Source organism: Ruegeria sp. BG11, from assembly GCF_056538565.1.
This window is the reverse complement of record NZ_JBQFTH010000006.1, coordinates 81,040-106,194: the sequence shown is the minus strand read 5'-3', so window position 1 is coordinate 106,194 and position 25,155 is coordinate 81,040. Positions and strand designations below refer to the sequence as shown.

Sequence of the window (25,155 nt, the reverse complement as noted above, 5' to 3'; positions counted from 1 at the left end):
ATTTGGGTCAGGTACTGAACGACCCATCATTCGCCCCGACGCTTTCCCCGCGGCGGGGCGGCTCAATTTATGCGTGGACAACAAGATTATGGAAAAGATTCCAATGACGCCTGCGGGCAATGCCGCGCTCGAGGCGGAGCTGAAAAACCTCAAATCCGTCGAGCGCCCGGCGATCATCGAAGCTATCGCTTCGGCCCGCGAACTGGGTGATTTGAAGGAAAACGCCGAATACCACTCGGCCCGTGAAAAGCAGGGCTTCATCGAAGGCCGCATCAAAGAGCTTGAGGGCATCCTGTCGCTGGCCGATGTAATTGATCCGGCCAAACTGTCGGGTGCGATCAAGTTCGGCGCCAAGGTCACGCTGGTCGATGAAGACACCGATGAGGAAAAGACCTGGCAGATCGTGGGTGAATACGAGGCCAATATCGAAAAAGGCCTTCTGAACATCAAATCGCCCATGGCCCGCGCCTTGATTGGCAAGGACGAAGGCGACAGTGTCGAAGTTCGCACGCCCGGCGGTGTCCGTTCCTACGAAGTTCTCAACATCGAATTCGCCTGACCCGGAGGGTCTGTCATGTCGGGGCCACAACCTGACCAGGAAAGCGAACGGCCAACCTCGCTGGGCATCTATGATCGTCCTCAGCGCCCGTCTGTGACCTCGATCGAGATTGCGGCCGGGGTGCTGAGTGTCATCTGGCTGGTGGTCTCGGTCCTGTTCCTTGTACTGCCCGACCAAACACAGGGCGGCGGGTTCATTGTGACCCTGTTGGCGGTTTTCCTGCCGGTGGCGATGATCTGGGTCGCGGCGACGGCGATGCGCGCCAGCCGGGTCATGCGCGAGGAAAGCGCACGGTTGCAAACTGCGATTGATGCGATCCGTCAGGCCTATGTCGTTCAGCAACAGCGCGCCGCCAGCTCGTATGAGCCGACGGTGTCCAAAAAGCTGGACGAAATCGCCGCTGTGACCAAAAAGGCCGAAGACGCGCTCGCCACCTTCTCCAGCAAGCGGCGCGAACCCTTGCAGGTCGCCCCGCCTGCGCCGGGCGGGCAGACCTCGCTGGCGCTGGGCACCACCGCCGAAGAGATCACGCCGCCTCTGACCACCGATACCTTCATCCGCGCGCTGAACTTCCCCGAGACCGAGAAAGATACCGAAGGGTTCACTGCGCTTCGGATGGCGTTGAAGGATCGAAAAGCCTCCAAACTGGTACAGGCCTCGCAGGATGTTCTGACCCTGCTCAGCCAAGAGGGCATCTATATGGATGACCTCCGCCCCGATATGGCGCGGCCCGAGGTCTGGCGTCAGTTTGCGCAGGGCGCACGTGGACGCTCGGTCGCGGCTTTGGGCGGGATTCGGGATCGTTCGTCGCTGGCGCTGACGGCGGCGCGGATGAAACAGGATCCGATCTTCCGGGATGCCGCACACCATTTCCTGCGCCGCTTTGACAACATGATCGTCGAATTCGAGGCCAATGCCAGTGACGCGGAACTGACCGCCCTTGGTGATACAAGAACCGCGCGGGCCTTCATGCTGTTGGGGCGTGTGGCTGGCACCTTCGACTAGGTGGTAGGTACAGGCCAGCTCATCTTGGTGGCGCGGCTGAAGCCGAACAGGTGCCGAAACGGGCCGGTTTTCTCAACACCCACAGGTTTGAACCCTTCGCGTTCATACAGGGCCTGCGCGCGTGGGTTGGTGTCGATCACATCCAGTTGCACCTCGGCCATACCACGGCGCTGCGCCTCAGCCTTGATGGCAGAGAGCAGTGTTGTTCCAATGCCCTGCCCGCGGGCCTCAGCCGCGACAAAGATGCCGTCCATCTGGAACACACCGGGCTGCAGATCGCGCTCCAACACGCTCAGAACCACACCGCGCCAGATCGCCCCGAACCAGCCATAGACGCGTGCAAGGTCCGACAGGCTGCCACCCGCCAAGCCGCCATTGTTGGTCTTGAACCCCGCAAGGCCCAGCACCCGGCCATCAGCGTCACGCGCAACCAGTGCAAATTCCGGATCGAGGGCCGTTTCAAAGAAGGCCAAACCTTTTTCATCCGGCCCCATCACCTTGTGCAGCTTGGCCGCAAAGGCATGCCAGAACAGGGCAGCGGCTTGGGGTCTTTCAGCCTCTCTGAAGCCTTTGGAAACCGTGACCGTCACAGCCCAAAACTGCCGTAAGGGATAAAGCGCACCAGATCGCCCGGTTGAATGTGGCGCGCGCCGTCTTCGATCTCGACCAGCCCCTCGGCCCAGCTTAGCCCGCTGATCCGGCCGGAGCCTTCCGAGTGAAAAACCTCGACCCGCCCCTCGCGAATACGCGCGCGCAGATATTCGCGGCGACCGGGTTTCTTGCGTTTCTCAAAAGCGGCGGGCACTTCGAATCCCTGTGGCTCTGCCCATCCCTGCCCCGACATCTGGCAAAGGGCCGGTCGGGCGAAGATCAAGGTACAGACCTTGGCGGCCACTGGGTTGCCGGGCAGGCCAAAAACCGGCGTGCCCGACCAAATGCCCAACGCCAGAGGGCGACCGGGTTTGAGGGCAATCCGCCACTCCTGCATCGCCCCCGCCTCGCGCAACAGGGCCGAGACATGGTCCTCATCCCCCGCCGAAGCGCCGCCGCTGGTCAGGATCACATCGGCTTGCGTTGAGGCCTCATCCAACTTCGCTCGCAGGGTTTCGCGGTCGTCGGCGACACGTCCCAAATCGACCGGCACAAATCCCATGCGGTCGATCAAAGACAGCAGCATGGGCCTGTTCGCGTCAAATATCTCCCCGACACCTGCTGTCTCGCCCGGCTCGACAAGTTCATCCCCGGTGGACAGAACGGCCACGCGCAGAGGTTTGCGCACGAGCACCTCGGAAATACCGACCGCCGACAAAAGCGCCATATCGGCCGGTGTCAACTTGCGACCGGCTGTCAGGGCGACCTCACCCGCCGCTATATCTTCCCCCGCGCGACGCGTGTTTGCTCCCTGCTTCAACGGGCCGTGGAAGGCAATGTGGCCATCCTGAACCGTCACGTCCTCTTCCAGAATGACCGTGTCCACGCCTTCTGGCAGAGCCGCGCCGGTCAGGACGCGCAACGCGCGGCCTGAGGGAACCGTGCCATCGAACGGAATACCCGCCGCTGCGCGCCCCTCAGTCAGCGGCATCACCTGCGCGCCCTCGGCGATTGGGCCTGCGAACCCATAGCCATCCACAGCCGTGTTGGGCTGCGGCGGGTTCGAGCGCTGCGCCACCACGTCCTCGGCCAGAACGCGGCCCATCGACTGCGCAAGCGGCACCTCCTCGGCCCCTGTGACGGGGCGCAACCGATCCCGCAGCAACGCGAGCGCATCATCTACGGGCGTCCAGTTCACCCCCGCAGGCAAGGCAAAACAATCGTTTCGCAATGGCGGAGACGAAATGTTCGGTTTGTCCTGCGCTACACCCAAGATCCACCCCTCCTCTAAGGCTGAAACGTTCAACTGTCCGTCCAATTCCTGATCCGTCATCCGCGACAGAGTCAAGGCAACCTGTTCGACCTGCCACGCATCCTTGATCCGATCCGGCGGCGCTGCACCAAGGTTGAGCGAGGGCCAGATCTCGACAAACGCCACCGGTTTATCCAGTGGCTGAAAGGGCCAAACGGCGATCTTGCTGGCGAAAGCGTGACGTAGCCGGTTTAATACGGGCAGGCCCATCATAACTTGCCCACCGACGGCCCCTGCCCCGGCCATTTGCCAGCAGGTAAAGCTGCCCTTTGCCAAATGCTCAACCGCTCGTCGATCCGGAAACAGGTTGTGATAGTCCTGTTTCGTACGCGGCAGGCCAGCGATGTCGCGCCGCAGGCCATTCATCCAGAACGGGCCTTTGCCGCCAAAGCCCATATTGATCTGACCGGCGAGGTCAAAACGGTTGTTGGCGGTCGGGAAATCCTTGATCCGATCTTGGAACCAGTCCCACAACGCAAGCGGATCATTTGTCCCGGTGATCGCTTTGGCAAAGCCTGCGGGATAACCGAAAGGGAAATCAAACCCCAGCATCAGGCGGCGACCTGCAGACAGTTCAGTGTCGATCAGACTGTACAGCCACTCCTCGGCGACCACCCGATTGCGTAGATAGTCCAGCGCCTGTACTGCGCCGTCTCGCACCACACAGGCCCAGATGGCATCTTTGCGAGGACGCGGTCCAGTGTCGTTGCCACCGGACCAATCGACCATCGCAAAGCTGTCGAAAGGGCTCACAAACCAACCTCGGATAGGATGAAATCCGCGATAGCGGCCGTGTCGTTCAGATCGAACACGGGTCGGTCCAACTCCAGCGAAGTATCACTGGCCACAGCGCGGATCGTGCCATCTGACGGGGCGATCAGGTTATTGCCCGGCTCGGCGCGGAAGGCCTCGACCTTGGGGTGGCGTTCGCGTTTATAGCCCTCGATCAACACAAGATCGACGGGAGAGAGGCGGGCCAGCAGAGAAGCCAGCGTAGGCTCCTCCGCGCCGCGCAATTCCTGCATGAGGGCAACGCGTTGACCCGAGGCCAATAGAACTTCGTTGGCGCCTGCCATTCTGTGGCGATGGCTGTCGCGACCCGGCTTGTCCACGTCAAAGGAATGATGCGCGTGTTTGACGGTCGAGACGGTGAAGCCGCGTCCGGTGATCTCGGCCACCAGCCGCTCCATCAGCCCGGTTTTGCCTGCGTTCTTCCAGCCGGTGACGCCGTAAATTCTCATGCCTGCTCCAACAGTTTTTCAGCGCGTGCAAGGTCGTCCGGTGTGTTGACATTGAAGAACGGATCGAACGGGTCTGCAGGAAACAGCGCCTCGCGCCCGTCATTCTTGTCGGTCCACAGCACAACCTTGCGCAGCCCATCGTTCAAAGCCGCACGCAGATCATCACGCAGCGCCACAGGCCAGAGGCCGAATGTCGGGTGCCGATTGACCTTCTTGCCGCCTGACTTCAAGGCCTCGTCTCCGGTGCGGGGCGTCGTGGCAAGGACGAGCGAGTGCGTTTGACCTTGAGCAGCCTCGGTCAGCCGCGCAACCAAATCACGCGGGAAGAACGGCGTGTCTGCAGCGGCGGTGACGATACTGTCAGCCCCCTGCTCTGCTGCCCAATCCAGCCCGGCCAAAACCCCAGCCAAAGGGCCTGCAAACCCTTCAATCGAGTCCGGCAGAACGGGCATATCCCATTCCGCAAACCGCGCTGCGTCTCCGTTGGCGTTCAACGCAAGGCCATCCACCTGCGGGCTGAGCCGGTCGATGACGTGCGACAACAGGCTCTCCCCCCCGATCTGCAAAAGCCCTTTGTCGCCGCCGCCCATCCGGGTCGCAAGGCCACCTGCGAGGATCACTCCTAGGGGTTTGGTCATACCATCAGCCATTGGCACTTTTCCTGCGATGTTTCTTGTCCTCGACGGCCACGCTCGCCGGGTCCACGTCGCGTAGCAGGCGATCCTCGCCGGACAGGCAAACAAAGCGCTGCCCGCGCATGCGACCGATCAGCGTCAGGCCGACCTCGCGGGCGATCTCGACGCCCCAGGCGGTGAAACCGGACCGGGAGGCCAGAACCGGAATGCCCATCATCGCCGTTTTGATCACCATTTCCGAGGTCAAGCGCCCTGTCGTGTAGAGGATCTTGTCCTCCGCAGTCTCATTCTCGGACAGCATCCAGCCGGCGATTTTGTCGACGGCGTTGTGGCGACCCACATCTTCCATATACACAAGCGGCCGGTTTTCACGGCAGAGAACCGTGCCATGGATCGCACCGGCCTCAAGGTACAAGGAAGGCGTACGATTGATCTTGGCAGCCAGATCGTAGAGCCACGAGGTCCGGACCGACACCTGTGGCAAGCGCACGTCCTCCAACCCCTCCATCATGTCCCCAAAGACCGTGCCCACGGCACAGCCGCTGGTGCGGGTCTTTTTCTTCAGCTTGTCCTCATAGGAGGTTTCGCGGGCCGTCCGCACAACCACGGTTTCGAGGTCATCATCATAGTCGACCCGAGTGATTTCATCATCAGCCAGCAACATCCCCTGATTGCGCAGGAAGCCCAGCGCCAGATACTCGGGATAGTCGCCAATGGTCATCGCGGTCACGATTTCCTGGGAATTGAGGAAGATCGTCAGCGGGCGTTCCTCGACCACCGAAATCTGGCTGACTTCGCCATTCTGGTCCACGCCTTCAACCGCACGCGTCAAACGGGCCGCGCCGGGATCGGGGGCGATGATATAGTCCGAGACATCCAGTTCTGTCACCAATTGCAACCCCTTCCCAAGACCGCTACTGCTGCTGCGAATACCATAGGATTTAGCCATGGCAGACGCCACATCCAAGTCATACTTCTGGAAAGGGTTTCGCGACGGGACACCCTTCATTTTTGTCGCGATTCCATTTGGCACCCTGTTCGGGGTTTTCGCCGCCGAGGCCGGGCTGGATATCGTGCAAGTCGTCGCCTTCTCGGCCACGGTTTTCGCCGGAGCAGCGCAATTCACCGCCCTGCAATTGCTGCAGGAGAACGCGCCGACAGCCATTGTCTTGGCCTCGGCTCTTGCGGTGAATTTGAGAGTGGCGATGTATTCAGCCTCACTGACGCCGTTTCTGGGGGCTGCCCCCATGTGGCAGAGGGCCTGCGCCGCCTATCTGACGGTTGACCAATCCTATGCCTGCTCGATCGTGCAGTTCGAGAAAGAGCCAAAGATGACCGTGCCGCAGCGCATGGCTTACTTCGTCGGTTCGGTCACGCCGATCACACCCTGTTGGATTTTGGCGACCTATCTGGGCGCTGTTCTGGGCACGCGGATTCCCGAAAGCTGGGCTTTGGATTTCGCCCTGCCAATTACCTTTCTGGCCATGCTGGGGCCGATGATGCGAACCCTGCCCCATGTCGTTGCAGCCCTTGTGGCGCTGGTCATGTCGTTGCTGGCCGTGAGCGTGCCGTTCAATCTGGGCCTGCTGATCGCCGGAACCGCAGGCATGATCGCAGGTGCTCAGGCTGAGGTGATCTTGGATCGTAGAAAGGCGCACGTATGACGCAGATCGACCCCACCACCATGTGGACCGTCATTATCGGCCTGGCCATCGGCAGCTTTGCCCTGCGCTTTGTGTTCATCGGCTTTGTCGGAGACCGCCCGATGCCACCCTGGCTGCTGCGCCACCTGCGCTACACCGCCGTGGCGATCCTGCCTGCGCTGATCGCGCCGCTGGTCGTATGGCCCGCCGCGACCGAGGGCCAACCCGATGCGGCCCGAATGGCGGCTGCGGCAGTGACGCTGTCTGTTGGAGTGTTCACCAAAAACGTGCTGGCCGCGATCTTTTCAGGCGCGGCCACACTTTACGGTCTGCTTTATCTACTGGCTTGAAGCCGCGTCCAGCTGGTTCAGAGCGGCGTTATTGGCTGCCAGACCTTTTTGCAGATCGGCATCGTCATTCTCGCGATATTCTTCAGTGATGACACCGGGAATTTCGGCGAACTGTTCCGAAAGCTTGATCGGAAAGAAAGTCACTTCGATCTGCTCGAATCCGGGTACCTGCTGCAACAGCCGCGCGGTTGAATTGGCGCAAAAAGACCCTGCGACAGGCCCGGTCTGCTTGGCCAATTGCAGCGCGATCTCAGCCTGTTGCGGCGTCACCTGAATGGTCTGGATGCGGGCAAAATGCGTCTCGCGCGCGTGAGAGCTGCGATAGGCGCGCTCAACCGCTGGGGTGATGCCGTATAGAACATCATCCCGCACCGGAACGATATCCGCCCTGAACGAGCCTGCTGGGTCAAAAATCACCCTCTCGCTAGCACCAATCATCAACGAGGTATGCGCCCCCGAACCGGAGCGCGTGTTGATCATCGTATAGAGCGTCAGGGTCGACGGCCCAGGATCACGGTAGGACCGCGATACGATCTCAGCCTGATCTGCCTGAGGGCGTTTAGAATTCGCGCAGCCAGCCACTGTTGCCGCCAAAAGGCAGGCGATCAAAATCCTGAACACGGTCGACCCCGAAAGATTTAGGACGCGTAAAGCGCCAGCAGGAACGCCAGTATCGCGATGGCGACGCAGCACCAGACGGTAGCCTTGATGAAGCCCTCAAAGGTTTTGGTTTGAACGGTGATGTCCATTTCGCCGTGCTTGTGTTCAGCCATGAGTCTCAGATTCCCAGTTCGCGTGTTTAACCGCTGGATAATCGAAAATTTCGGGCCTGTCACCACGTCATTCCAGCGCAGGGGCCCTGTCACCCAACACAAAACACCCTGGATAGCCAAATCCCCAGCGCCACGGCAGTCCGCTGCAGGGGCCGCCGCCGAATCGGACCGCGCCGTAGAGGGTGTCCGAGGTCAGCGAATGGACCGAGCGGATCTGCTCGGGCGTCATGTCATAGCGTTCCGCATAGGCCTGCGCGTGGGTCTCGCCATGGGTTTCGACACAGACCTGCAAAGCCTGATCGGCAGCAAGGCGCGCGTCATAACTTTCTCTGGCCGTCTGCGCACCACCGGCGTTGTGATAGGCACGGTCATGGGTAACGCAGCAGTACTCCCAAGGCGGATGTTCCTGATACAGCTCGCCGATCTGAGGGAACGTATCGGCCACCCAGCGCCAGCTGGCCGACAACCCGCCCGAGCATCCGTCAGTTTCGAACGGGATCAGCTCGGCATCGCCGCGTTGTGCGATCATGGCACGGTGCGAGGGCATCTCGACCGCGCGCATCAGGTCTTGAGACGTGGCCGGGCTGGCCAGCAGAAACAGACCCAGCGCCAGTTTACGGGCTGTCATCGCGCATCGCCTCGGTATCGACGGTCATGCCGAAAGTTGTGGCCAGCCAAAGCAGCACGCGTTCCGCCGGGCCCATCTCGGCGCGGACGCGTAGAACTTCGCGCGCCATGGCGGGACGGTCCGTAATCAGCCCGTCCACCCCCAACGAGGCCATTGCCGACATCTGCAGCGGGTCGTTCACCGTCCAGACATAGATCTCCTTCCCCGCCGCGTGGACCGAGCGGATCAGTCCCGGGGACACGGTTGCCGCGTTCACCGCAACAAAATCGCCTTCCAGTCCCGCCAGATTGCCCACCGCCGTCGCCGCCAACACACCCGCGCGCCAATCCGGGCGCAGCGCTTTCATCTTTTGCACGGCCGGATATTTGAGCGACATGGTGGCGATGTCGTCCTGCATTTCGAGCTCTTCGACCAACGCGGCGACCCGGTTTTCCAGATCGACATCGTGGCCGTAATATTTCAGCTCGATAATGACCTTGGATTTGCCTTTTGTCGCCTCCAGCACCTCACGCAGGGTTGGGGTGCGTTGGTCGGCATATTCAGGGCCAAACCAGCTGCCGATGTCGATGGTTTCAACATCCTCCATCGTGGCGTCCCAGATTTTTGTCGGGACCCCGGCCAGTTTCATGAAGTCACTGTCATGGGCCACGATGACAACGCCATCGGCTGTTTCCTGTACGTCGATCTCAACCCAATCCGCGCCATCTTCGATCGCTTTAAGAACGGAGGCCATGGTGTTTTCGGGCCGCAGCAGCGCAGCCCCCCGGTGGCCAATAACATCGGCATGATCCTCGGCTTGAACGCGTTCCAGCAGATTGTGGCCAAACCAGCCACCCAGCAGAAGGGCAGCTGCCGCCAGCCCGACCGCCGTGAACAGCGAGGCCTGCATGCGGCGCGGCTCGGGGTGGGGCGGCTCATCCGTCTGAGGTTCAAAGAACTTGTCCAGCAGAACCGCCAATGCGCCGAGCGCAGAGGCCGCCAGAACCAGCCCGGCCAGAGACCACAGCCCTGCAATCGCGAGGCTATAGGTCAGCGCCAATTTCAAGTTACTGCTGCCTTGCAACGGCACCAGTCCAAACAAAAGCCCGGCCACCCATGCAATCGCCGCCGCAATTGCAATGCGCATCGCCAGCCATGCGACCAAGACCAGTTTCAAGCGCCCGCGTTTGCCCTCCATCCGGGACGTGCTGATATTGAACACATGCGCCGGGTGGACGTTTTCAAACAGCACCAGATGAAGTGACAGAGCCCAGCCCGACAGCTTGCGGATCAGCACCCACGCCATGGCCAAAGCCACCGCACCGATCAGGGCCACAGCCACCATAAAGGCGGGCGGGTGGAAGGTCAGGTAGTAGTTGATGTCATATTCGGTCAGCGTCCACCATGCGATCAACGCTGCGACCGCGAGATATGGCAGCGCCAATAGCAGAACCCGCAGAATAAACCGGGCCGCAAAGCCAAAAAGCGACGGCAGGCGCGACAGGACCAAGCCGATCGCCGCACTGCCCGCGCGCCACGGATCGGCCTCTCCCATTCTCAAAGAGGCTGCCATGACCGCGAAGACAAACACCTCGGCCAACAGAAACAGGCTCAGCACTACGATGGCCGCGACGAAACCGGCGGGCGAAAGGATGAAGGCCGCGATATCCTGATCCGTCAGCGCAGTTTGATCGGACAGTGAAACCGCCAGATTGACCGCCAGAGCGACACCGGGCGCGACCAGCGCGATCAGCAGCAGCCGCACCGCCAGATAGATGGGCACAAAGACCCTGCGTCTTGCCCAGGCGCCAGAATAGGCATTTGTAACGGTTGAGAAAATGGACATGTAAACACCCTTGAATGATGCATGCATTCAAGGGTGTGCAGGCATGAATTGCAAGTCAGCTGTCTTCGAGATCCGCAGCCAGACGGAACCCGATGCGGTTGGCGGGCTTGTCCTCGACCGATTTGGGCAAGGCGCGCAGCATCACGTTCAGCTGGCTGACATGCTGCACCAGCTGCGTGCGCGCGCCTGTTCCATCCGAGCCGAAAAACGTGATGATATCGGGGTCGAAATAGCCCATCCCCTGAATACGCATCACACCCGCGTCACCTCCGGTAAAGCCCATTGCGACCTCATGATCGCCATCCAGCGTTTTCTCGAAGTTCTGGATATAGAGGATCAGACGCTCATACGCCCATTGCGCGGCGCTTTTGGTTTCAACAGGTTTTTTCAACTGCCCCGGCAGGGGCTGGGTGCCGGACTCGGCCTCGGAATCTGCATGAACCTCATAGCACCGCGGCAGGGCATCCGCTTCGGCGGCCTCAGCCGAGGTTTCAATCTTGTCCTGCATGCATCACCCTTTGCGCTGAAACGTCCACGCCCCGTCCGCGCGTCGCGTCCGGGTAACAGCTCCACTGTGATGAAGATGGTTCATATGTGCAACCGCTTCGACCAGCGCCAGCCCGTATTCACCTTCACGAATGGTACGCTTGAACAGCGGGGCAAAGCACTCGGCTGCGGCTTTGGGTTGGTCCAGATATTCCAGCAGACGCTCTAGCGCGCCGTGGTGGTTCTCGATCAGCTGACGCATGCGCAGCGGCAGACCGGTAAAGGGCAATTTGTGGCCACCCAGAACCAGATGATCCGGGCGTGCCAGCTTTTGCAGCCGCTCGCAGGCCTCGATCCAGTCCGAGACCGGATCGGCCATGGGTTCAGTTGCATAGACGCCCAGATTGGGGCTGATCGAGCCGAGGATCTGATCGCCACTCAGCACCAGATGATCATCGCGGCTCCAGAGTGTTACATGTTCGGGCGCGTGACCGTTGCCCATATGCACGTCCCACTCGCGCCCACCGATACGGATTACGTCGCCCTGTTTGATCCGTGTGAAGCCGAGGGGCATGGGATAGACCGTATCGGCAAAGTTGAACGGACGATCAGCCTTGCGCTTTTCCAGAAACGCAGGGTCCATACCCGCGCTTTGGTAAAAATCCAGCGTCTCCTGCGGCCAGTTTTCCTGCACGTCCAGCGTCAGCATCCGCGAAAACAGCCAAGCGGTGCGGCTTGTCACCAGCTCGACCCCATGTTCGGCCTGAAACCAACCGGCATTGCCCACGTGGTCGGGATGGTGATGGGTGACAATAGCGCGACGAATGGGCTTTCCGGCCAGAGGGCCCGACATCAGCTCAGCCCAGATGCGACGCGTTTTTTTCGAGGACATCCCGGTATCAATCACCGTCCATCCGTCGCCATCGTCCAGCGCGTAGATATTCACATGATCCAGCGCCATCGGCAGCGGCAAGCGCATCCACAACACGCCTTCGGCAATCTCGATGGCTTCACCAGGGGCGGGCGGCTCAGGCCACGGATATCGGATGCCCGATGGCTCCACACCGTCCATCACGCGCCCAGATCCTCGGCGCTGAGGGCAAAGAGGTCATCCGCCCCGTTCTGCGCCTGCGCCAGCAGACCGAGATATTCTGGGAGCAAGGCATTGATGTAGTAACGCGCCAGTCGCGCCCGCGGGCCATCCGGATCGGCAAGCGCAGCGGCCAGGTGGTAGTGCCCGCCCAAAACCCGCGCAAAGGCGCGCAGATAAGCCGCCGCACCCGCAAAGCGCGCGTTCATATTGTCCTGCGCCACCATCCATTCGGTCGCTTCGCGCAGGGATTCCGTAGCCTCCCACACCGGACCGGCAAGATCGGGCATCTTGGAGCGGGCCTGTTCGGCGTGATCTTCGATCTCATCGAGCAAGCTGGCAGCAGCGTCTCCGCCATCCATCATCTTGCGGGCGACCAAATCCATTGCTTGGATGCCGTTGGTTCCCTCATAAATCGCGGTCACGCGGACATCGCGGTAGTACTGGGCTGCCCCTGTTTCTTCGACGAAGCCCATGCCGCCATGAACCTGAACACCGGTCTCGGCGACGCGCATCCCGGTCTGGGTGCCAAAGGCCTTGCCAATCGGGGTCAGCAGAGCAGCCCGCGCAGCCCAGTCGGCATCTCCGGTCGCGTGCGCCATATCAATCGCTGCGGCATTCGCCAGCATGATCGACCGCGCCGCGAATACATCCGCCCGCATTTCGGTCAGCATCCGGCGCACATCCGCGTGGTCGATGATCGTGCCCGAGGGCGTCTTGCCCTGTTTCCGCTCCATCGCGTAGGCCAGCGCGTGCTGATACGCGCCCTCGGCGACGCCGACACCCTCGCCACCGACACCCAGACGTGCGTTGTTCATCATGGTGAACATAGCCGCCATACCGCCATTCTCTTTCCCAACCAGCCAACCCGTGGCCCCGTCATACTGCATAACACAGGTCGGAGAGCCATGGAGACCCAACTTGTGTTCCAGCGACACGACGCTCAGATCATTTGCCGCGCCGGGGTTGCCCTGTGCGTCGGGCAGGTATTTCGGCACCAGGAACAGCGAAATCCCTTTGGTGCCCGGAACCGCGTCGGGTAGACGGGCCAAAACCAGGTGGCAGATATTCTCGCAGAAATCATTGTCGCCCCAGGAGATATAGATCTTCTGCCCGGTGACCGCATAGGTGCCGTCCCCTTTGGGTTCTGCCCGCGTCGTCAGGGCACCCACATCCGATCCGGCCTGCGGCTCGGTCAGGTTCATCGTGCCTGAATAGGCGCCCGACATCAGCTTGGGCAGGTACAGCGCCTTGAGTTCGTCACTGGCATGCGCCTCAAGCGCTTCGATCTGACCCTGCGACATCAAGGGGGCCACCTGCAGCGACAGGCAGGCCGCGCTCATCATCTCATTGACCGCCGACGTGACGGCCATGGGCAGACCCATGCCGCCATAGTCGGGGCTACCGCTCATACCGATCCACCCGCCCTCGGCGATGGCTTTCCAACCGTCCGAGTATCCGGGTGAGGTGCGCACGACGCCATTTTCCAAACGCGCCGGTTCCAGATCACCGGGGCGTTGCAGCGGGGCGAGAACCTCTTCGCACATCTTTCCCGCTTCGGTAAGGATAGCGCTGACCACATCCGGGGTTGCGTCAGCGAATCTCTCCGTGGCCGTGATCTGATCCAGACCCACCACATGGCGGAACAGGAATTCATAGTCAGAAACTGGAGCGCTGTATGGCATGGCTTCCCTTGCAGTCTGTCGGCACGGCCGCACTTGGAATCTGCGATCAGCGCCGGTATGCATCTTTGCGTATTGGGATTACCTACTCTTCCCCATGTTGCAAGCAACCAAAACGCGGCGTCACCAGATATGATCCCCACCACTCTTGAGCTGACAGCCGACCCCGACGGCATCGCCCGCGCCGCTGATCTTTTGCGTCAGGGCCTGCTGGTCGCCTTCCCGACCGAGACGGTCTATGGCCTGGGTGGCGATGCCCGAAACGGTGAAGCCGTGGCCGGGATTTACGAGGCCAAGGGCCGGCCCAGTTTCAATCCGCTGATCGCCCATGTCGCTTCGGTCGAGGCGGCGCAGCGGTTTGTTCAATGGTCGGATCAGGCCGAACGTTTGGCAAATGCGTTCTGGCCCGGTCCGCTGACCTTGGTTCTGCCGCTTAAGCCGGGGCACGGAGTGTCGTCGCTGGTCACTGCAGGGTTGGATACTCTGGCGGTGCGCGTTCCCGCGCATCCAACGGCACGCGCTTTGCTGACGGCGGTCGACGGGCCGGTCGCGGCACCCTCGGCCAATCCCTCCGGTCAGATCAGCCCCACGACGGCAGCACATGTGCATGCGGGCTTGGGTGGTCGGATCGCGGCCGTTTTAGATGACGGACCCTGCGGTGTCGGGTTGGAATCCACCATTGTCGGACTGGCCGGAGAGCCCAGCTTGCTGCGCCCCGGAGGCGTCGCGTTGGAAAAGATCGAGACCGTCCTGAACACTCGCCTTCACCTGTACAAAACGGGGGATACGCTGACCGCTCCGGGGCAGTTGCAATCGCACTATGCGCCGGATGCACCGGTCCGGCTGAATGCTGAAACTGCGCAAGGGGATGAGGTTTTGTTAGGGTTCGGTCCGGTCATCTGCGACATGAACCTGTCTGAAACAAGCAGTCTGACCCAGGCTGCGGCCAATCTGTTCGCCGCGCTACACAGCCTGAATGAAACCGGGCGTCCGATCGCCGTCTCTCCGATCCCCGATCATGGGCTGGGGGCGGCGATCAATGACCGTCTGCGCCGCGCCGCCGCGCCACGCGACGCCTAGTCAAGCACGCCCCGCGCTGGCCGATAGGGTCAGCGGGTCAACACCCAGCGTGGCCAGGGCCTTTTCCCATTTGTCGTCATCGGGCACATCGAACACCAGCTCCGACGATGCATCCGTCGTCAGCCAGCCATTCATCGCGATCTCATCCTCCAGCTGGCCGGGCCCCCAGCCGGAATAGCCCAGCGTCAGCATCGCGTTCAGCGGGCCACGCCCCGCGGCCATATCCTCTAACACATCCAGCGTGGCCGTCATGCTGAAGTCTTCCGAAATCTGCATCGAGTGCAGGTTGGCATCATAGTCGGAGCTATGCAGTACAAAGCCCCGCGACATCTCGACCGGGCCTCCGAAATGCACCAGACGCTCGCCTATTATGGGAATCCGACACGGGATGTTGAGCTGCCCCAGCAGGGTTTTGAACCGCAGATCAGAGGGTTTGTTGATGATCAACCCCATCGCCCCATCGTCGCCGTAGCTGCAGATATACACCACCGAGTGGTCGAAGCGCGGATCGCCCATCCCCGGCATCGCAATCAACAGTTTTCCGGTCAGGTCCATGCGAGGTTTCTCTTGCTCGTTACCCCTCAACAATGGCCCTGCGGAACTGGTATTGGCAAGGGAGCAAAGCTGATTTCAGCAGATTTCACACAGGTGACCCGAACGTGACTTGGATTTCAGGTCCGCACGGCGCATGTAATAGGGTATGATGACTCGCATGAAATCCTCGGTTGCCTTTCTGATCGCTTGTCTGGGCCTGTCCGCGCCTGCCTCAGCGCAGGGTTTGGATGGGGTTGTTTCGCTGGATGTTCTTGATGGCGGGCGCACGGCCAATGGGACCTATCTGGGCGCGCTGCGTCTGACCCTCAAAGAGGGGTGGAAGACCTATTGGCGCGCGCCGGGCGACGCCGGGATCCCGCCGCAATTCGATTGGAGCGGGTCCGGGAACTTGGGCGACGTGCGTATCACTTGGCCCGCACCCGAAATTTTCGACCAAAATGGCCTGAAATCCATCGGCTACGAGGATCAACTGGTGCTGCCGGTTGAGATTACGCCCAAGAACCCAGCCAAACCTGTGCGCTTGCGTGGTGAGATGGATTTGGGGGTCTGCAAGGACGTATGTATCCCGCAGCGTCTGGATTTCGACCACAAGGTTGACTCCGATGCCGGGCGCAACCCCGCAATCGCGGCCGCGTTGGCGCAGCGCCCCTACTCGGCCCGCGAAGCGCGTGTGGCAAAGGCCAGCTGCCATCTGACCCCAACCTCGGACGGAATGCAGATCGAGGCGCGGGTGACCATGCCTTCGGCCGGAGGGCAAGAGGTTGCGGTGATCGAGCCGGGGAACCCGGTCCTTTGGGCCTCGCAACCCGAAACGCAGCGGCAGGGTGGCACACTGATTGCCCGATCCGAGGTGATCAGCGCCTCGGGCGCACCTTTTGCGCTGGATCGGTCCGAGATTCGGATCACGGTTCTGGGCGCCAACCACGCTGTGGATATTCAGGGATGCTCTGCAGGCTGACCCTATGACGCAATCCCCCAAGATCGGTGCGCTGGCCGTTGTCCTGCATCAGGAAAACGTTCTGCTGGTGCAACGCAGCAAGGAACCGGATCGAGGCTTGTGGGGGTTTCCCGGCGGCCATGTGGAGTGGGGTGAGACCGTACTTCAGGCCGCAGAACGGGAATTGCTTGAGGAAACATCGGTCACAGCTGAACCGCTGCACTATCTGGACAATTTGGACCTGTTGCGGAGAGGTGAGGACGGGCAGGTTCTATCGCACTATTTGCTGGTCGGGGTGGCATGTCGGTACCAATCGGGTTCGCCTTTGGCCGGGGATGACGCGCTGGACGCGCAATGGTTTCCTATCGAGCGGATCCTCAAAGGCGACCTGCCGATGAGCAACCGTGTGGCCAGCCTGTTGCAGCTTGCGCTGAAGGAGCGTTAGGCCCCGACCCGGTTTTTGAACCGGGCATAGAATATCCCGGACAGCAGCACGCTCAGAATCACGATGGGGATCGCTCCGGCCACAAAGGCTCCCAAACCCATGCGCAGAATCTCGGGGGCGTCCGAACCTCCGTAAAGACCGACCAATGGGTCTGCAGGCGCACCTGAGACCATCGGCCAGATCAGCGTCACAGCAAACCAGAGCATCAGACCCAAAGCGGTCGCGCCAAGTGCGGCCTGCACCACGCGGTCCCGCGCATAGATCGCCCGCCGCATCGCGGTCATTGGGCGCGCGAAATCGTTCAGGATCGCCAGCAGAGCGGGCACCAGAACCAGCACCAGCACCATTCCAAAACCCAGCCCATAAACCAGCGTGATCACCGTTGGCTTGAGAAACTGTGCCTGTTGCGAACCCTCATACAGAAGCGGCGTCAGACCCAGCACCGTCGTCAGCGTGGTCAGCATTACGGGGCGCAACCGGTCGGCTGTACCTTCGATTATTGAGGGCACCAACCCCCTCTCCTGCTGGTAGCCGTCAATAGTGGTCACCAGCACAATCGAGTCGTTGACGATAATGCCCGTCATGCCCAGAAGTCCGACAACGGTGAACATGCTCAGCGGCACGTCCCAGATGTAATGCCCCCAGATCGCGCCCACCAATCCGAACGGGATGATCGACATCACCACCAGAGGTCGTGACCAGCTGGCGAACACCCAGGCCAGAACAAGATAGATACCGGTCAGGCACAGGATCAGGCCGGTGCGCGCTTCAGATAGGAACTCGTCCTCTTGTTCGCTCAGACCTGCCATGCGCCAGTCGACCTGATGCTCGCCCGCAATGCGCGGCAGGATCTCTTCATTCATGGCACGACCGATTTCGGCGGCACGGGCGGGGTCATCCTCGGAGATGTCGCCATTCACCGAAATTACCCGCAACCCGTTCTCGCGCCGGACGGTCGAAAAGCCTGATTTACGCTCGACCGAGACGATGTCGGCCAGCGGGACATAGACCCCGTCTGGCGTGCGCATGAGGGTGCGTTCCAGGAAATCGGCGGTCAGCTCGCCCTCGGGCAGTTCCACGCGGATTTCAGCGCTGCGGGGGCCGTCGGGGAAGGTCGCGGCCTCGATCCCGTTCAACCGGTTGCGCAGCACGCGGCCCAGCGTTTCGATGCGGAAGCCCAGCGCCTGACCCTGTGCCGTCAGGTCGAGGATGTATTCCTCTTTGTCATAGGCCAGATTGTCCTCAAGCGCCGAGACCTCGGGGTATTTTGACAATTCGGTCTGCAAGTCCTCAGAGGCGGCTTTCAGCGTGTCTACATCCGCGCCGTAGAACTGCACATCAATCGCGTCCCCTCCGGGACCCGAACGCCAACCCCTGAAGCTCAGCAGCTCAACCTTGGGATGGCGAGGGACGAAATCCTGTAACTCGCCCACAAATTCGAAGCTGGAATAGGGGCGCAGGTCGGCGTCGATCAGCTCGATCGAGATACCGCCCAGCAGATCGTCATCCTTGCCCTCGGCCGCGGACAGACCGAACCCCGCACTGCCGCCAACCTCGGCCAGAACATATTCCAGAGGATTGCGCCCGTGGCGGTCCTCGTAGATCTGACCCAACTCTTCGGTGGCGCGCTGCAATTCGCGCATCATGGCAATCGTGTCGGCGCGGGTTGCCCCTTCGGCCATGATGAAATTGCCGGTGACCGAGCCACGCTCGGGCGCGTTGAAAAACCGCCAGTTCACATCGCCGCGAATGAACAGGGCAGCCTGCGTCGCCAGGATCACCAGCATCAGTGCAACCACGACATAGCGCGCCCAGATGACCCAGCCGATAAAGGGGCGAAACAGAGTGTCCCGCACCCAACGGAAGCCCCGGTTCACCACCCGGTTGGGCAGGTCATACCAGTGTTCCTTGGCCGAATGTGCAATGGCGTGGGACATGTGGTTCGGCAGGATCAGGAAGCATTCGATGAGTGAGGCCGCTAGCACCGCGATCACCGTAAAGGGGATATCACGGATCAACTCTCCGAACCGGCCACCCACAAGGGTCAGGCCGAAAAAGGCGATCACGGTGGTGATCGTGGCGGCAAAAACCGGCATGGCCATCCGGCGGGCGGCGCGTTCGGCGGCCACGATAGGCGGCTCCCCCAATCGGCGGGCTCGGAAATCGGCGTGTTCGCCCACAACGATTGCGTCATCCACCACGATCCCAAGCGTGATGATCAGACCGAACAGAGACACCATGTTCAGCGACAAACCACCGATATACATCAGCGCAATCGCTGCCGACATCGCAACCGGAATACCCGCCGCAACCCAGAAAGCAATGCGTGCGTTCAGGAACAGGAACAGCAGACACACGACAAGGCCAAGGCCGACCAGACCGTTGTCGATCAGAATATCCAGACGGTCGGTAATGGCCTGCGCGCGGGTACGGATCATCTCGACCGAGACACCTTCGGGCAGGCTGGCCTGCATCTCGCTCACCACATCCTCGACCGTGTGCTGGATCGCGATGGCATCCCCCAGATTGGACCGGTCCACCCGTACCGACATGGCCGGGTTGTCGCCGACAAAGTAACTGCGGTTGCGATTGACCCCTTCCACCCGGATCTGCGCCACGTCGCCGACAAACAGTTTCGATCCGTCCGCAAAGGTCCTCAGAGCGATGGTCTCGATCTCTTCCGGCGTACGCTTTTCTGCGCCGGTCCGGATGCGCGCGTTGGCGCCCGTCACGTCCCCCGCTGGGCTGGCATTGACCTCAGCCGAAATAGCCGAGGCGATGTCGGCCAAAGCCACATCATTGGCAATCAGCTGCGCTGTGGGCACCTCAACCACCACACGCGGGGCGGCCAGACCGCGGATCGTTGTCCGGGTCACGCCAGCGGCAAACAGGCGGTTGATCAGCTCATCGGTGAACTTGGCCAGTTGGTCCGGATCAACCGGGCCGGTGACGACAACATCTGTCACCCGATCGCGCCAGGCCCCCCGTCGGATCGTGGGCTCTTCGGCATCTTCGGGCAGATTGGTGACGCTGTCGACGGCGGTGCGCACCTCCTCAACGGCGCGGGACATGTCCCAGTTCGGCTCGAACTCCAGCCGGATACTGGCAGAGCCTTCACGAGAGGTCGCCGTGGTGCTTGCCACGCCTTCGACCGCCAGCAATTCAGGTTCGAGCAGTTGGACGATGCCATTGTCGACATCTTCGGGACCGGCCCCTTCCCATTCGACATTCACGTCGACTCGTTCCAGAACCACATCCGGAAAGAACTGTGCACGCATATTCGGAATGGCCGCCGCCCCCAGAACCAGCATCACCAGCAACAGAAGGTTGGCCACAGTTTTGTGGCGGGTGAAATAGCTCAGGATACCTCCGGCAGCGCTGGGAATTTCGCGCATCATGGCGTTTAGCCCCCGGCCCGGTTTTCAATACGGCGCACCAGCGAGGCCGGAACTTTCGCCTCTTCCAACTGACCGAGCATGCGTGTTTTCTCGGCCTCGGGCATATCCTCGCTGGCCTCGACATGGGTGATCAGTTCGGCCCGTTTCGCATCGGTCAATTCCACCAGATCGGGATCGGCACTGGCCTCGGCGCGCAGGGGGCGCACGCGAACCCCGGACCCCAGCAGAGGGGTGCGGCCTACGACGACCTCGCGCCCTTCCAGCCCTTCGCCGCGCAGCAGAACCTCATCGCCCTGACGGCGGATCAGTTGTACAGGCAGGGCTTCTAGGCGATCATCCGCACCCAGCACCAGAACGGTTCCGGCGGCATCCAGAACCGAGGAAGGCAGGCGCACGACCTGCTCAAGGGGCTGCTCCTGCACCGTCACGGTCACGAAATCGCCGGGTTTGAACCCGGAGGCATCCTCGAGCCGCGCATAGATCAACCGCCCGGTCTGCCCCTCACCCGCCGAGCCGCTGTCGCGGCTGATCCGGCCCGTAGCGGTCAGGTCGGTTCCCGTGACCTCAAGCGAAATGGTGACTGGTGCGCTGATCAACTCTCCGTCTTCGTCCAACAAACGCACGAATTGCGCGGTTGAAACGCGGAAGGCCACCTCCAACGCGTTGGGATCCACCAATTCGGCTAGCTTCTCATTTGCTGAAACCAGGCGCCCTTCGACCAGCGTGACATCTGTCAGTGTGCCTCCGAACCGGGCGCGGATGGTCATGTCCTCCAGATCCCGCTCGGCCGCTTCCTGCGCGATCCGCGCGCGGGCCAGCAGGGTCGTGGCCTGATCCACCCGCGATTCCGCCTGCGCCAGCGCTATGCGACGTGCCAGTACGGATTGCTGAGCGGCGGCGGCGGTCAATTCGGCCTCTTCGACGCTGGCGGTTGCTCCCACGCCACGAGATTCGAGATCGCGCTGACGCTGCAGTGCCCTCTCACGTAGCTCGGCCTGCGCCTCGGCCGATTTCAATTCATCCTGCGCCAACAGCAAAGACCGTTCGGCGTCGCGTTCTTCGAACTGGGCATCCAGAACGTCCGACTTGGCACGATCCAGCGCCGATTGCGCATCCGCCGGGTCAAGTTCAACCAAGACCTCACCTGTGGTAACGGTGCCGCCATCTTCGAAATCATCCGCCAATGAGATTACGCGACCACCCAGCGCTGCGCGTAACTCCAGACGCCGGCGGCTTTGCACTTCGCCGAAGGCTTCGAGATTGGGCGTGACGGTCTCAAAAACAGCCGGGCGAACAGTCACCGCAAAGACCCGCTCGCGCGCTTGGGGTTGTTCATTCTCGCGGGTCAGGACCTCTTGCACGGCACCAGTGACGATCTGAACGGCAACAAACAGCAAGGCCAGCGTCAGCGACGCAAGAAACACACCGACCAGACTCTGCCTTAAGAATCGCATCTTCTATTCATCCCGGTTGCAAATGGGCTGCCCTGCGGAAAATGTAGCGGAGGCAGGAAATATGCCAAGCCACAAAGCGGTTATAAGGTGTTGAACGTGCGACCAGTCTACTTCCGTCGCAGATGTTCGTCCAATCTGGGCATTATTTCCACGAAATTGCAGGGGCGGTGGCGATAATCGAGCTGTTTCTCGAGGATACCGTCCCAAGCGTCCTTGCAGGCGCCGGGGCTGCCCGGCAGTGCAAACAGGTAGGTGCCGCCCGCAACGCCACCCGTAGCGCGCGACTGAACCGCCGAAGTTCCGATCTTCTCCATCGAGACGATGGTGAAAACCGTCCCGAATGCGTCGATCTCTTTCTCGTAGACGTCGCGATGCGCCTCGACCGTAACGTCCCGCCCGGTCAGCCCGGTGCCACCGGTCGAGATCACCACGTCGATCCCGGCATCCGCCACCCAGGCGCGCAGTTGATCGGCGATCTGGGCACGCTCGTCCCGGATGATCTTGCGATCAGCAACCACATGCCCCGCCTTTTCGATGCGGTCCACCAATGTCTGGCCCGAGCGATCCTCATCAACCGAGCGCGTGTCCGAGACGGTCAGAACCGCGATGCGGATGGGAATGAACTCAATCGTTTCATCGATACGTGACATCAGGCGTCAAGCCCTTTCCATGATAGCAAGCCGCAGCGCGAGCGCGGTGAAAATCCCGCCCGTCACCCATCCCATGATGCGTGAGGCGCGCGGGTTTCCGATCAGCAACCGGCCGGCACCGCCTGCGAACACGCCAACCAATCCGTTCACGACAAAACCACCAAATGCGATTATCGCGCCAAAGATCAGGAATTGCCCAAGGATCGGGCCTGCCGCGGGATCAACAAATTGAGGGATAAAGGCCAGAACAAACAGTATGATCTTGGGGTTGGTCAGGTTCACCACCATCCCATCCCGAAACGCCATGCGCGTCGACCTTGCTGGCCCTTCGGTCGAGACCGCTCCGTTTCGGATCGCGCCCCAGGCCAGATACAGCAGATAAGCAACACCCATCCAGCGGATGACATCAAACAGCCATGGCATTGAGTTGACCAAGACCCCGAGGCCCAGCCCCGCGAGCAGGACATGCACCATCAGACCCAGTGATATCCCGGCGCTTGCCACCAGCGCCGGTCGGGGTCCGGATTTCAGGCCCTGCCCGAAGCAGAACATCATATCCGCGCCGGGTGTGAAATTCAGCAACATCGCGGCAGGGATAAAGGCCAGCAGAGTAACGGTCTCGATCATATCGCAACCTCAAACCAATTTGTTCTGGGGCCAAGATTGGCGATTTCTGAAGGACCCAATGACCCGCGATAGCCCCAGCTATCGTGGATATGCCCACAAAAGACCAGTTCCGGTTGCAAGCGTTCCACCGCATCGCGCACGGCGACCGATCCGACGGACATCCCTTGTGACGTAGTATCGCCAAACCCCTTAGGCGGAGAGTGAACGACAAGCACATCTGTCCCATCGCAACGGTCCAGCATCTCTGCGGCTTCGGCCTCGGTCAGGTCGCAGGACCAGTCGCCAAACGGCGTGACCGGCACGCCGTAGCCCAAGCCAAAGAGGCGCAGCCCGTCGACCGTCATCCCTGTTCCGTGCAGCACATGGACCCCCTCGGGGGCCGCGTCCGTCAACTCAGCCGCGCTTTCGGCATTGCCCGGGACCAGAACCAGCGGTGCCGCTATGTCCGAGAGCATCTGCATCGCCTCATCCAACCCCTGCCGCATGTTGCAATAGTCTCCGGCCCCGATCACCAAATCCGCATCAGTGCTGGCGGCCACAAGATCAGCCGCCCGGTTACGGGCCATGTGAAGATCCGAGAACGCCAGGATACGCATCAACCGGCCCCCAGTCGCGCCTTGAGTTCGAGCAGATCCGCCCAAGCCTGTCTTTTCATCTGCGGTTGTCGCAGTAGGTAGGCGGGGTGGAACATCGGGATGACGGGCAGGTCCAGCGCCTGATCCCAGTTCCCGCGCAAGCGTGTGATGCCGCGTTTGCCCAAAACCGCCTGACAGCTGATATTGCCCATCACCACAAGCACCTCGGGCTTGGCCAGCGCCACGTGACGCTCCAGAAACGGCTTCATCATGCCAATCTCTTCGGGTTTGGGATCGCGGTTTTGCGGCGGGCGCCACGGCAGCACATTGGTGATGTAGACATCCTGCGCGCGGTCCAGATCAATTGCCGCCAACATACGGTCCAACAGCTGCCCGGCCCGACCAACAAAGGGTTTGCCTTCGCGATCCTCATCCCGGCCCGGAGCCTCGCCAATGATCATCACCCGCGCACCCGGAGTACCATCGGCAAAGACCAACTGCCGCGCACCGCGCTTCAGCTCACAATGATCGAACGCCTCCATCACCGCGCGCAGCTGGTCCAGAGACCCGGCACCTTGGGCGGCAGTTTTGGCAATCGCAACCGGATCGACCTGTTTGGGTTTTTCCGGCGCGGCTTGAGGGGTTGCGGGCTTCTTCGCCTTGGGCGTCGTATCCGGCAAGGCATAGCGATCAATCGGCGCGTCCCCGATCGCCTCGGTCGCGCCCAGTTCGATCTGCCATTCCAGCAGCGCCTTTTCAGTGTGATAGTCCAAGCCCGATTCCATGCCCCTCAATCTAACCAGCTTTTGCCTGAGGGAAAGCGAATAGACCTTGCCTCGGCACCGGGACAGACCGACCATGCGGGCGTCATGCTGTCTTTTCTGCGATTCCTTCTGGTTGCTCTGGCGCTTGCCCTCGGCGGCGAGCCCGCCTCGGCCCAGTTGCTTGGCGGGACGGATCAATGCCGGGCGGGTCAGTTTGCCTGCGGCAGCCGCTGCTGCTCGGGCGGGCAGAGGTGCAGCTTTGATGGTCACTGCATTCCCTTGGGCGGAACCTATTGCGGCGGCGGTCGCAGCTGTGGCGCGTTCGAGCGCTGCGTCGCGGGTGGCACCCGATGTGCGCCTGCTGGGGCAAACGCTTGCACCTCAAGTCTCGATTGTCCCTCAGGCAGCTTTTGCAGTGCGCGCGGGCAATGTGAAAAAACCATACCCGACTTGAACCCCAGCTTGCCTGAGGCCCTTGACCCGCCGCAGATATGCGACGATGGCCTGACCTGCGCGCGCGGGTCGTCGTGCCTGCCGGGGGGCGGATGCACGCGTCCCGGATGGTTCTTGTGCGAGGAAACCGGATCGCAATGCCGCCCCGGCTTCAAATGCTCGGAACATCAGGGATGCGTTCCGATCAAGGCCATCGACTGCGGCTACGGCAAGTGGTGCAAACCCGGCGAGCAATGCCTGCCCGAAGGCGAGTGCGAGAAACTGCCCGAAGGGTCGGAACCATAGAGCGTTTCGAGTTTAACTTGAGACACGAATACCCTGCCACGCCTGCGGCGTTCGGGGGCACATTCGCGTCGCAGAGTGATTCATATAAAACCCGAAACGCTTTAGGTTGCCT

General features: G+C 61.3%; 28 protein-coding genes. 9 read left to right on the top strand and 19 right to left on the bottom strand.

All coding sequences use genetic code 11. From position 1 onward, the window contains the following. The first annotated feature begins 88 nt into the window (after positions 1-88). Entirely contained in the window at positions 89-559 is a 471-nt protein-coding gene (gene greA, locus ACR0JF_RS11440; RefSeq protein WP_170379061.1) for a transcription elongation factor GreA, read from the top strand. A 15-nt stretch (positions 560-574) separates the two neighbouring features. Next, on the top strand, positions 575-1,564 hold the full coding sequence (locus tag ACR0JF_RS11435; protein ID WP_170661224.1) for a hypothetical protein: 990 nt from the start codon (positions 575-577) through the stop codon (positions 1,562-1,564). Here the strand turns inward: ACR0JF_RS11435 and ACR0JF_RS11430 are convergent. From ACR0JF_RS11430 to ACR0JF_RS11410, 5 genes are read right to left on the bottom strand one after another with little or no spacing between them, the layout of a single operon-like run. Beyond that, positions 1,561-2,154 carry a GNAT family N-acetyltransferase gene (locus ACR0JF_RS11430; RefSeq protein ID WP_480669311.1) on the bottom strand — a complete coding sequence of 198 codons (594 nt, stop codon included), beginning with the start codon at positions 2,152-2,154 and terminating at the stop codon, positions 1,561-1,563. The genes ACR0JF_RS11435 and ACR0JF_RS11430 overlap by 4 nt on opposite strands. Then, positions 2,151-4,220 carry a molybdenum cofactor synthesis domain-containing protein gene (locus ACR0JF_RS11425; RefSeq protein ID WP_480669309.1) on the bottom strand — a complete coding sequence of 690 codons (2,070 nt, stop codon included), beginning with the start codon at positions 4,218-4,220 and terminating at the stop codon, positions 2,151-2,153. Before ACR0JF_RS11425 ends, ACR0JF_RS11430 begins: the two co-directional genes overlap by 4 nt. Then, on the bottom strand, positions 4,217-4,708 hold the full coding sequence (gene mobB / locus ACR0JF_RS11420; RefSeq protein ID WP_170661225.1) for a molybdopterin-guanine dinucleotide biosynthesis protein B: 492 nt from the start codon (positions 4,706-4,708) through the stop codon (positions 4,217-4,219). Before mobB ends, ACR0JF_RS11425 begins: the two co-directional genes overlap by 4 nt. Then, positions 4,705-5,346, bottom strand: a complete 642-nt coding sequence (mobA, locus tag ACR0JF_RS11415) for a molybdenum cofactor guanylyltransferase MobA (RefSeq protein WP_170661305.1) — start codon at positions 5,344-5,346, stop codon at positions 4,705-4,707. Before mobA ends, mobB begins: the two co-directional genes overlap by 4 nt. A 4-nt stretch (positions 5,347-5,350) precedes the next feature. Then, complete coding sequence (locus tag ACR0JF_RS11410; protein WP_170462781.1) at positions 5,351-6,241, bottom strand: formate dehydrogenase accessory sulfurtransferase FdhD; 891 nt, start codon at positions 6,239-6,241, stop codon at positions 5,351-5,353. A 49-nt stretch (positions 6,242-6,290) separates the two neighbouring features. Here ACR0JF_RS11410 and ACR0JF_RS11405 point away from each other — a divergent pair, with 49 nt between their 5' ends. Together ACR0JF_RS11405 and ACR0JF_RS11400 are read left to right on the top strand one after the other, a co-directional pair. Next, the gene (locus ACR0JF_RS11405; protein ID WP_170661226.1) at positions 6,291-7,007 is read left to right on the top strand and encodes an AzlC family ABC transporter permease; all 717 of its coding nucleotides are present in this window, start codon (positions 6,291-6,293) and stop codon (positions 7,005-7,007) included. Beyond that, on the top strand, positions 7,004-7,336 hold the full coding sequence (locus tag ACR0JF_RS11400; protein ID WP_170469111.1) for an AzlD domain-containing protein: 333 nt from the start codon (positions 7,004-7,006) through the stop codon (positions 7,334-7,336). Before ACR0JF_RS11405 ends, ACR0JF_RS11400 begins: the two co-directional genes overlap by 4 nt. Here ACR0JF_RS11400 and ACR0JF_RS11395 read toward each other — a convergent pair. From ACR0JF_RS11395 to ACR0JF_RS11365, 7 genes are all read right to left on the bottom strand, one after another. Further along, positions 7,325-7,957, bottom strand: a complete 633-nt coding sequence (locus tag ACR0JF_RS11395) for a hypothetical protein (RefSeq protein ID WP_170379075.1) — start codon at positions 7,955-7,957, stop codon at positions 7,325-7,327. The genes ACR0JF_RS11400 and ACR0JF_RS11395 overlap by 12 nt on opposite strands. A gap of 17 nt (positions 7,958-7,974) precedes the next feature. Beyond that, entirely contained in the window at positions 7,975-8,109 is a 135-nt protein-coding gene (locus ACR0JF_RS11390; RefSeq protein WP_170379077.1) for an aa3-type cytochrome c oxidase subunit IV, read from the bottom strand. Positions 8,110-8,176: 67 nt separating this feature from the next. Beyond that, positions 8,177-8,737 (bottom strand): hypothetical protein, encoded by a 561-nt coding sequence (locus ACR0JF_RS11385; RefSeq protein WP_170661227.1) that lies wholly within the window; start codon positions 8,735-8,737, stop codon positions 8,177-8,179. Further along, positions 8,724-10,562 carry a glycerophosphodiester phosphodiesterase gene (locus ACR0JF_RS11380; RefSeq protein WP_170661228.1) on the bottom strand — a complete coding sequence of 613 codons (1,839 nt, stop codon included), beginning with the start codon at positions 10,560-10,562 and terminating at the stop codon, positions 8,724-8,726. The genes ACR0JF_RS11385 and ACR0JF_RS11380 overlap by 14 nt, the downstream gene beginning before the upstream one ends. Positions 10,563-10,617: 55 nt before the next feature. Continuing rightward, on the bottom strand, positions 10,618-11,070 hold the full coding sequence (locus ACR0JF_RS11375) for a DUF6173 family protein (RefSeq protein ID WP_170379083.1): 453 nt from the start codon (positions 11,068-11,070) through the stop codon (positions 10,618-10,620). Between the two features lie 3 nt (positions 11,071-11,073). Next, complete coding sequence (locus tag ACR0JF_RS11370; RefSeq protein ID WP_170661306.1) at positions 11,074-12,120, bottom strand: MBL fold metallo-hydrolase; 1,047 nt, start codon at positions 12,118-12,120, stop codon at positions 11,074-11,076. Further along, positions 12,120-13,823: an acyl-CoA dehydrogenase gene (locus ACR0JF_RS11365; RefSeq protein WP_170661229.1), complete on the bottom strand. Its 1,704-nt coding sequence runs from the start codon at positions 13,821-13,823 to the stop codon at positions 12,120-12,122. Before ACR0JF_RS11365 ends, ACR0JF_RS11370 begins: the two co-directional genes overlap by 1 nt. Positions 13,824-13,952: 129 nt before the next feature. On the opposite strand from ACR0JF_RS11365, the gene ACR0JF_RS11360 reads away from it, so the two are divergent. Continuing rightward, positions 13,953-14,900 carry an L-threonylcarbamoyladenylate synthase gene (locus ACR0JF_RS11360; RefSeq protein ID WP_170661230.1) on the top strand — a complete coding sequence of 316 codons (948 nt, stop codon included), beginning with the start codon at positions 13,953-13,955 and terminating at the stop codon, positions 14,898-14,900. Here ACR0JF_RS11360 and ACR0JF_RS11355 read toward each other — a convergent pair whose 3' ends face one another. Then, positions 14,901-15,455 carry a YqgE/AlgH family protein gene (locus tag ACR0JF_RS11355; protein WP_170661231.1) on the bottom strand — a complete coding sequence of 185 codons (555 nt, stop codon included), beginning with the start codon at positions 15,453-15,455 and terminating at the stop codon, positions 14,901-14,903. It lies immediately after the preceding gene. A 148-nt stretch (positions 15,456-15,603) separates the two neighbouring features. Between ACR0JF_RS11355 and ACR0JF_RS11350 the strand changes: the two genes are divergently transcribed. Both ACR0JF_RS11350 and ACR0JF_RS11345 read left to right on the top strand, forming a co-directional pair. Continuing rightward, positions 15,604-16,413: a protein-disulfide reductase DsbD domain-containing protein gene (locus ACR0JF_RS11350; protein ID WP_480669304.1), complete on the top strand. Its 810-nt coding sequence runs from the start codon at positions 15,604-15,606 to the stop codon at positions 16,411-16,413. A 4-nt stretch (positions 16,414-16,417) separates the two neighbouring features. Then, complete coding sequence (locus ACR0JF_RS11345; RefSeq protein WP_170661233.1) at positions 16,418-16,837, top strand: NUDIX hydrolase; 420 nt, start codon at positions 16,418-16,420, stop codon at positions 16,835-16,837. Here ACR0JF_RS11345 and ACR0JF_RS11340 read toward each other — a convergent pair. The 6 genes from ACR0JF_RS11340 to ACR0JF_RS11315 all read right to left on the bottom strand — a co-directional run bounded on the left by ACR0JF_RS11340 (position 16,834) and on the right by ACR0JF_RS11315 (position 24,326). After that, positions 16,834-20,235, bottom strand: a complete 3,402-nt coding sequence (locus ACR0JF_RS11340; protein WP_480669302.1) for an efflux RND transporter permease subunit — start codon at positions 20,233-20,235, stop codon at positions 16,834-16,836. The genes ACR0JF_RS11345 and ACR0JF_RS11340 overlap by 4 nt on opposite strands. Before the next feature lie 5 nt (positions 20,236-20,240). Next, positions 20,241-21,689 carry an RND family efflux transporter gene (locus tag ACR0JF_RS11335; protein ID WP_170678661.1) on the bottom strand — a complete coding sequence of 483 codons (1,449 nt, stop codon included), beginning with the start codon at positions 21,687-21,689 and terminating at the stop codon, positions 20,241-20,243. 107 nt (positions 21,690-21,796) lie between these two features. Beyond that, positions 21,797-22,339, bottom strand: coding sequence for a molybdenum cofactor biosynthesis protein B (gene moaB, locus ACR0JF_RS11330; protein WP_170661236.1), 543 nt, complete (start codon positions 22,337-22,339; stop codon positions 21,797-21,799). Between the two features lie 6 nt (positions 22,340-22,345). Continuing rightward, positions 22,346-22,966: a LysE family translocator gene (locus ACR0JF_RS11325; RefSeq protein ID WP_170661237.1), complete on the bottom strand. Its 621-nt coding sequence runs from the start codon at positions 22,964-22,966 to the stop codon at positions 22,346-22,348. Beyond that, complete coding sequence (locus ACR0JF_RS11320; RefSeq protein WP_170661238.1) at positions 22,963-23,562, bottom strand: metallophosphoesterase; 600 nt, start codon at positions 23,560-23,562, stop codon at positions 22,963-22,965. Before ACR0JF_RS11320 ends, ACR0JF_RS11325 begins: the two co-directional genes overlap by 4 nt. Continuing rightward, positions 23,562-24,326: a uracil-DNA glycosylase gene (locus tag ACR0JF_RS11315; protein ID WP_170661239.1), complete on the bottom strand. Its 765-nt coding sequence runs from the start codon at positions 24,324-24,326 to the stop codon at positions 23,562-23,564. The genes ACR0JF_RS11320 and ACR0JF_RS11315 overlap by 1 nt, the downstream gene beginning before the upstream one ends. A 241-nt stretch (positions 24,327-24,567) precedes the next feature. Here ACR0JF_RS11315 and ACR0JF_RS11310 point away from each other — a divergent pair, with 241 nt between their 5' ends. Together ACR0JF_RS11310 and ACR0JF_RS11305 are read left to right on the top strand one after the other, a co-directional pair. Then, positions 24,568-24,759: a hypothetical protein gene (locus ACR0JF_RS11310; RefSeq protein WP_480669299.1), complete on the top strand. Its 192-nt coding sequence runs from the start codon at positions 24,568-24,570 to the stop codon at positions 24,757-24,759. Positions 24,760-24,767: 8 nt separating this feature from the next. Then, entirely contained in the window at positions 24,768-25,043 is a 276-nt protein-coding gene (locus ACR0JF_RS11305) for a hypothetical protein (RefSeq protein ID WP_480669297.1), read from the top strand. Positions 25,044-25,155 lie beyond the last annotated feature (112 nt).